Below are 6,640 nucleotides of genomic sequence, written 5' to 3' on the forward strand. Positions count from 1 at the left end.
TGTCCCCCTTTCCGTAGTCCGCAGCTGACGCTGCCGTTTGCCGTCCCGATTACTTCTTGAACAGCTTCCGCAGTCCTACTGCGGCCACCGTGGCGGAAGCGGCGAAGAGAAATAGCTCTTTCCAGCGTGCAGCGAGCCGCTCCGGCAACTCGGCCGGAACCTTCTCACTGAAATCTGCGAGTTTGTCGGCAGCGAACCGGCGTCCGTCGTCGAGCTTTTGCCCGGCAGCGTCGCGGAGGACCTTTCCCTGGGTCTTGACGTCGAGCTCGACGCCGAGCTGATCGCGAACGTCGGCGAGGTGCTCGCGGCGCTGCTCCAGACGGCGGAGCAGCTCAGCTTCGCTTGGGGCGGGGGGTTGCTCGGCTTTGTGTGCTTCTGCCTTGGCGGCCTTTTCGGCCTTGGCTTTCTCAGCTGCGGCGGCTTTCGCTGCCTCCGCTGCCTTGTAGGCTTCCGACGAGGGATCGAGGATACTGGCGTCGAAGAAAGTGCCCTCCTTGACTATGCCGAGATCGTGCTTGATGCCGCGGATGGTTTTCTCAGGCACAAGCGGCATGGCCCCCTTGAACGCACGGAAGGCGATGAGGGCTCCGATAAGAATGATCAAAAGGAACGCCGCCGCAACCACAAGCGCAGCCAACCACGGGGGCATGACCGTGGCCAGGCCCAAGATGGCAGCCACAACCAGGGCGATGACGAGCAAAGAGAAAAAGATCAGCGCAACGCCAACGAAAGCGCCGGCAATGCCCAACTGTTTGCCTTTGCCCTTAAGTTCAAGCTTGGCAAGGCTGATTTCGTCGTTGAGCTGCCGCGGCGCGAGCCGGGCTGCAAGTTTCAGGGTGCTCGGCAACGCCGAAATGCCCGGGCCTTGGCCAACCCGGCCGCTGTGACGTCCACTCATAGGTTCCGCCTCACTGCTTCCATCTTGCTCCTACCCGGCTCCGGCACGGAGACGAATACAACCGCCCGCGCACACCTGTCCACAAAACTACCATTCAGCTTCAGCCTCAACTTCCGGGACGGTCCTGCGGCGCGCCCCAGCCATCGCTGATAAATATGATCTGTCGCACATAGGATTGATAACCGTGAACACTCCCCCTGTACCGGGCGATTCCCTCAGTCGACGCGAAAAACTCCTCTATATCCTGCTACTTGGCGCATTGACCGCCTTGGGTCCATTTACCGTGGATCTCTATCTGCCGGCGTTTCCCGCGCTGGAGCATCATTTCGACGTGTCAGCGGCTGCGATCCAACTCACACTGACCGGCACGACAGTGGGCTTCGCCATTGGCCAATTGGTGGTGGGTCCGTTCAGCGACAAGTTCGGGCGCCGCATGCCCTTGATCCTGGCAACGGCCCTGCATATCGGTTCCTCCCTCGGCGCAGCACTTTCCACGGACATCAGCACACTTGCCCTGTTCCGCGTCCTCATGGGCGTCGGTGCAGCCGGCGGTGGCGTGGTGGCCATGGCGATGGTCCGGGACCTCTTCGCCGGTTACGCCATGGTGCGGATGTTCTCCCGCATGTCGCTGGTGAATGGCCTGGCGCCCATTCTGGCTCCGATCATCGGTTCACAACTGCTGTTGGTGATGCCATGGCCCGGGATCTTCTACTTCCTGGCAAGCTACGGAATCCTCGTGTTCATTGCTGCGGTTTTCCTTATCCGGGAAACGTATCCCGCCGAGCTCCGCAGGCAGACGACGTCGACCGCGGGCCAACGCTACAAGGCCGTGTTCGCCGACCGGATTTTTGTCGGGATGCTGCTGGTCGGCGGGTTCAACTTCGGCGGACTGTTTGCTTACCTTTCCGCGTCCACTTTCCTGTTCCAACAGGTCTACAACTTCTCCCCGCAGGAATACGGCCTGCTGTTCGGCGTCAACTCCCTGGGCATCGTCGCCGGCGTCCAAATCAGCTCCAGGGTCATCAGGCGAGTGGCACCCCAATGGATCATGGCGTTCGCCACGGCCTGGATGTTGCTGATGGCCCTTTTGATTGTGGTGTTCGATCTGCTCGGCTTCGGCCTATGGGGCGTCATGGTCCCGCTGTGGTTCTACATCCTTGCCACCGGGTTCATGTTCCCCTGCGTCCAGGTGATTGCCCTGGCCAACCACGGCGCGCAGGCCGGAACCGCGGCTTCCTTGCTGGGTGCCTCGAACTTCCTGATGGCCGGCATCATCCCGCCCGTGGTTGGCTGGCTGGGCGTCAGCTCTGCCGTTCCCATGGGGGCCGTCCAGGCAGTGTGTCTCGCAGGCGCCGTGTCGGCCCTCTGGCTCGTCGTGCGGCCGCGGTCCGTCCCGTCCATCCACTGATGCGCCCGTCCACTGATGCGCGTCGCCCGGCCGTCCGCAGGGAGAAGTAGGCTCAAGCCATGACGCGCAAACCGCACCGCAACGGCAGGGGCCTCTTCCTCGGAGCGATGCTTGGCGCCGTCGTCGGCTTCTTGCTGGGCCGCGGGGCCGGAAACCCCGTGCTCGGAGCCCTGCTGGGCGCCGTCGTCGGTTCCGCAATCCTTTACCGGATCAATCCCGGGCCATGGAAACGGGACTAAGCAGGCCTTCCGTTGCTTCGAGGCCTGTTGCCGGTCATGGCCCGGCGATAAAGTTGAGATGTGCCCCGTTGGCAGGAACTACAGCCTATTCCAACCCCATGGCAGCGCAGGGATGATGGCATCCTGCCGCTGTGGTGGGATCGTCTGTGCACCGTGACAAGCCCGCAATCCGCGGCCCTTTATGCGGCCGGGCTCTTCACTGAGGACCGCCGCCGCCCGATTGCGCAATGGTTCAATCCGACAAATGGCGCGGCCCTGCTCGTGGCTCCGGAGACTTCTCCCGAATGGCCTGTCCAACGCTTCGGAATCTTCTACGCACCCCCCGGCGGCGGATTCACCCGCGTCCACTCCGCCGCCCACGAATGGCACCCGCGGGAGCCGAGGACGCCGCCCACCGAGGACGACGCCTTCCAGTCCGCCGTGGCCGAAGCGGCGAGATTCCTGCAAGTGGAAATGGACTTCGTTTGACGACTTGGCGATGGGATTCTGCGCATTCGAAATGATTGCGCAAACCAGGGGTTATAGGACAAAACGTGCGTATGGGAGGGGCTTGCTTCCCAGTGTTGGCGGGTGAATTCCGGGATAGCTAAGCTTTGGAAGCCCAGGGTGGCCGGGGTGCTTGCATATCTCTGGAATGTCTGGTCTGCGGGGCCAGCCACTCCGGTGAACGCCGGGACGTCGGCCGACGCTCAGAGCTCGAGGCGTTCCTTGGCTGGCTGATGGGCACCTCCAATCAGTCTTCGCTCACCTCGTTCGGCGCCGCCCGGTCATTCCGCCGCCGCATGGCCTAGTGCTGGAACGTTGCCCCGCGGATCCCGGTGCCGGGGAGGTCCACGACCAGATCCAGGTCGACGGGATCTACGTCGGTTCGTGGTGCTGCCTGGTCGCCGTTGTCGCCTTGCAATGGCTTCCGGTAAGCGAAGCTAGTTCGACGATCCATGGACACCGCCGGATTCTGCTGGATCATTCTCTTCGCCGAAGTTGCCGGTCCCGTGATTCCGCGGGCCCGGAATTTATCCATTCGAATGATTGAGCAGAATCCGACATCCGAGCGAAGACGATCCCGGGACGAACATGACGCGCCCGGGATTTACACACGTTTTGTCCTAATAACCCGCAAATCAGACAAACCGAGGCAAAAAAACAGGTCCCGCACCAATAAAATCGGTGCGGGACCTTTGCGCTCCTCCGACTGGACTTGAACCAGTAACCCTTCGATTAACAGTCGAATGCTCTGCCAATTGAGCTACGAAGGAATGAAGCGGTTATGACTTTAGCAAAGGTTTTGCCTCAAGTGAAATCGGGCCCCGGGCACTGTGGGAAGGGCAGCAGAATACCCCTCCCGGGTATCACCAATGCCGCGGAACCGACGCCCTCACCGAGGATAGGATGGTCCGGCGCGCCGAGGCGGGTACGAGGATCGTACGAGGCGCATCCCTGGCGCGAAGGAACAGAAGGAAGCATGTCGAAGAACTGGTCAGCCGAGGACAACGTGAAGGAAGTTGCCGAGGACGTCTTTTTCATCCAAGGCCCGGCCGTCAACTGGACCATCCTCAAGCGGGGCAAGGAATTCACCCTCATTGACACGGGCTATCCCGGGAACTGGCCATTGCTCCAATCGAGCATGAATTTCCTTGGACTGGCCACGGAAAATGCTGCCGGAGTTCTCCTGACGCATGGTCACTCCGATCACATCGGCAATGCCGCGAGAATATCCGCAATGGGCATTCCGGTATTTGCGTCCCATGCGGAGTTGCCAAACATCCGCCGGGAGGTCCTCGAGCAAGTCACCGTCATGGATCTTGGTTTGCGGATCCTCCGCCCCAGGGTCGGCGCGTGGGCCGTACACGCCATCCGATCCGGGGGCTTGTCCGACGTCGCGGTCCCGGGTGTCGTTGCGATGACCCAGGACATTCTGGACGCTCTCCCGGGATCTCCCCGGATCATTGCCACCCGCGGCCATACCAGCGGCCATGTGTCCTTCTTCGTCCCTTCAGCCAAGGCAGTCGTGACCGGGGATGCACTCGTCACTGGCCACGCCGTCAGTCCGGTCTGCGGTCCGCAGCTGTTGCCCGCTGTCTTCCATCACCGCCCGTCGGAGATCTTGGCCAGCGTTGAGGTGCTTAGGCAATTGGGCGCTGAGATGATCCTGCCGGGTCATGGGCCTGTGGTGAGCGGGCTCGACGGGACAATTGAGCTCGTCTCTGACGGAAGGTACTCCCCTTTCGCTTGAGTCGACAGTCTTCCGGCCGGGTACGTGTATCGGAGCCTGAGTGGAGAGAGCGGGAGCCCGGTTCCAAAACGGGTACCACCCACTCTTAACCCGTGCGGTGCATAGCCAATAGGCTCCGGACCTGGGGATTCTGACCCGGTCTGTTCAGAAAAAGGGGAAGCCGATGCGGCTCCTGACCATACTGTTCCGGCGGCGCACGTGGTTCCGCTGGGCCACGGCCGCGTCCGTGCTGTTTTTGCTTGGCTACTCCGCTGTCTACTTAGGGCCCCCTGCGCGGGCGGCAGTGCCGAAAACAATCATCAGCCTGACCTTCGACGACGGCAATGCCGATCAGCTCCCGGCCGAACAGTTACTGAAGTCACTCGGATTGCACGGCACCTTCTTCATTACGACCAGCTGGATCGATAATCCGTCATGGCTCACCCGAGCCAACCTGAACAGCATCGCTGCGGACGGCAACGAGATCGGTGGCCACACCATCACCCACCCGGACCTCACCACGTTGTCCACGTCGGCCGCAACTAACGAGGTTTGCGGCGGGCGTACAACGCTTGCCAGCTGGGGGTTCAACGCCACCGATTTCGCCTATCCCTTCGCCGCCGAAAACTCTTCCGTCGAGCAAATCGTGAAGAATTGCGGTTTTGCCAGTGCTCGCAATTTGGGTGACATCCGTTCGCCCGCGAGCTGCTCTGGCTGCCCCTTCGCGGAAACCCTTCCGCCGGCCAATCCATACAACACCGCGGCACCGGATGAAGTCGACAGCACGTGGACGCTGCAGAACCTGGAGGACCTGGTTACCAACGCGGAACCGGGAGGGGGCTGGGTCCAGCTGACCTTCCACCACATCGCCGTCGGGACAGATCCCACTTTGACCATCGATCCCAATCTCTTCAAGACTTTTGTCACGTGGCTGGCTGCGAGAACGGCCAACGGAACCACGTCCGTTCAAACGGTCGCCCAGGCCCTGGGCAATGTGCCCAACCAGCCCCCTGTAGCCGCCTTCACATCCTCGACGGCGGGTCTCACAGCCACGTTTGACGGTTCGACGTCGACCGATCCGAACGGGACTGTGGCCTCTTACAGCTGGGACTTCGGCGACGGCTCCCCGGCGGGCACCGGCGTGAAGCCTTCGCACACCTACGCCGCGGCGGGAACGTACCAAGTGAAGCTGACGGTGACCGATAACTCCGGCCTCACAGGGACCGTCACGCACGCGGTAACTGTAGCTGCCGCCGCGACCGCGCCTGCGGCTCCCACAGGGGTGACAGCGACGGCGGGGAACGCGTCGGCGTCCGTGTCGTGGACGGCTCCGGCCAACGGCGGTTCCCCGATCACCTCCTATGCGGTGACGCCTTCGTCCGGTGGCACGGCTTTGGCTCCGGTGACGGTGTCCGGTAATCCGCCTGCGACGACGGCGACCGTCACCGGGCTGAGCAACGGCACGGCGTACACGTTCACCGTCACGGCCTCGAACGCCGTCGGGACGTCCGCGCCGTCTGCCGCGTCGTCTCCGGTCACCCCGACGGCCCCAACAGTTCCGGGGACTCCCACAGGCGTGAGCGCGACGGCGGGCAACGCCTCGGCGTCCGTGTCGTGGACGGCTCCGGCCAACGGCGGTTCCCCGATCACCTCCTACGCCGTGACGCCTTCGTCCGGTGGCACGGCTTTGGCTCCGGTGACGGTCTCCGGGAATCCGCCCTCGACGACGGCGACCGTCACCGGGCTGAGCAACGGCACGGCCTACACGTTCACCGTGACGGCCACGAACGCCGTGGGGACGTCTGCGCCGTCCGCCGCGTCGGCCCCGGTCACGCCCACGGCGCCCGTTCCCGGCGTCACCAACGGCGGGTTCGAATCCGGGC

7 protein-coding genes and 1 tRNA gene are annotated in these 6,640 nt (G+C 62.9%); 5 read left to right on the top strand and 3 right to left on the bottom strand.

Annotated features, from left to right (window positions below; all coding sequences use genetic code 11):
* Window positions 1–49 precede the first annotated feature (49 nt).
* Window positions 50–898, bottom strand: a complete 849-nt coding sequence (locus ABH924_RS22035; protein WP_404502275.1) for a phage holin family protein — start codon at window positions 896–898, stop codon at window positions 50–52.
* A gap of 184 nt (window positions 899–1,082) precedes the next feature.
* Between ABH924_RS22035 and ABH924_RS22040 the strand changes: the two genes are divergently transcribed.
* From ABH924_RS22040 to ABH924_RS22050, 3 genes are read left to right on the top strand one after another with little or no spacing between them, the layout of a single operon-like run.
* Window positions 1,083–2,306 (top strand): multidrug effflux MFS transporter, encoded by a 1,224-nt coding sequence (locus ABH924_RS22040; protein ID WP_404502277.1) that lies wholly within the window; start codon window positions 1,083–1,085, stop codon window positions 2,304–2,306.
* A 59-nt stretch (window positions 2,307–2,365) separates the two neighbouring features.
* Entirely contained in the window at window positions 2,366–2,545 is a 180-nt protein-coding gene (locus tag ABH924_RS22045; protein ID WP_404502279.1) for a glycine zipper domain-containing protein, read from the top strand.
* Window positions 2,546–2,605: 60 nt separating this feature from the next.
* Entirely contained in the window at window positions 2,606–3,013 is a 408-nt protein-coding gene (locus ABH924_RS22050; protein WP_404502281.1) for a hypothetical protein, read from the top strand.
* 319 nt (window positions 3,014–3,332) lie between these two features.
* On the opposite strand, the gene ABH924_RS22055 is transcribed toward ABH924_RS22050, so the two are convergent.
* On the bottom strand, window positions 3,333–3,566 hold the full coding sequence (locus tag ABH924_RS22055) for a hypothetical protein (protein ID WP_404502283.1): 234 nt from the start codon (window positions 3,564–3,566) through the stop codon (window positions 3,333–3,335).
* Window positions 3,567–3,728: 162 nt separating this feature from the next.
* A tRNA-Asn gene (locus ABH924_RS22060) sits at window positions 3,729–3,801 on the bottom strand.
* Window positions 3,802–4,007: 206 nt separating this feature from the next.
* Here ABH924_RS22060 and ABH924_RS22065 point away from each other — a divergent pair.
* A complete protein-coding gene (locus tag ABH924_RS22065; protein WP_404502285.1) occupies window positions 4,008–4,778 on the top strand; it encodes an MBL fold metallo-hydrolase in 771 nt (256 codons plus the stop codon).
* Between the two features lie 163 nt (window positions 4,779–4,941).
* The coding region (locus tag ABH924_RS22070; protein ID WP_404502287.1) for a fibronectin type III domain-containing protein at window positions 4,942–6,640 on the top strand (1,699 nt) is incomplete at its 3' end.

The organism is Arthrobacter sp. GAS37 (genome assembly GCF_044908325.1).
Classification (GTDB): domain Bacteria; phylum Actinomycetota; class Actinomycetes; order Actinomycetales; family Micrococcaceae; genus Arthrobacter; species Arthrobacter ramosus.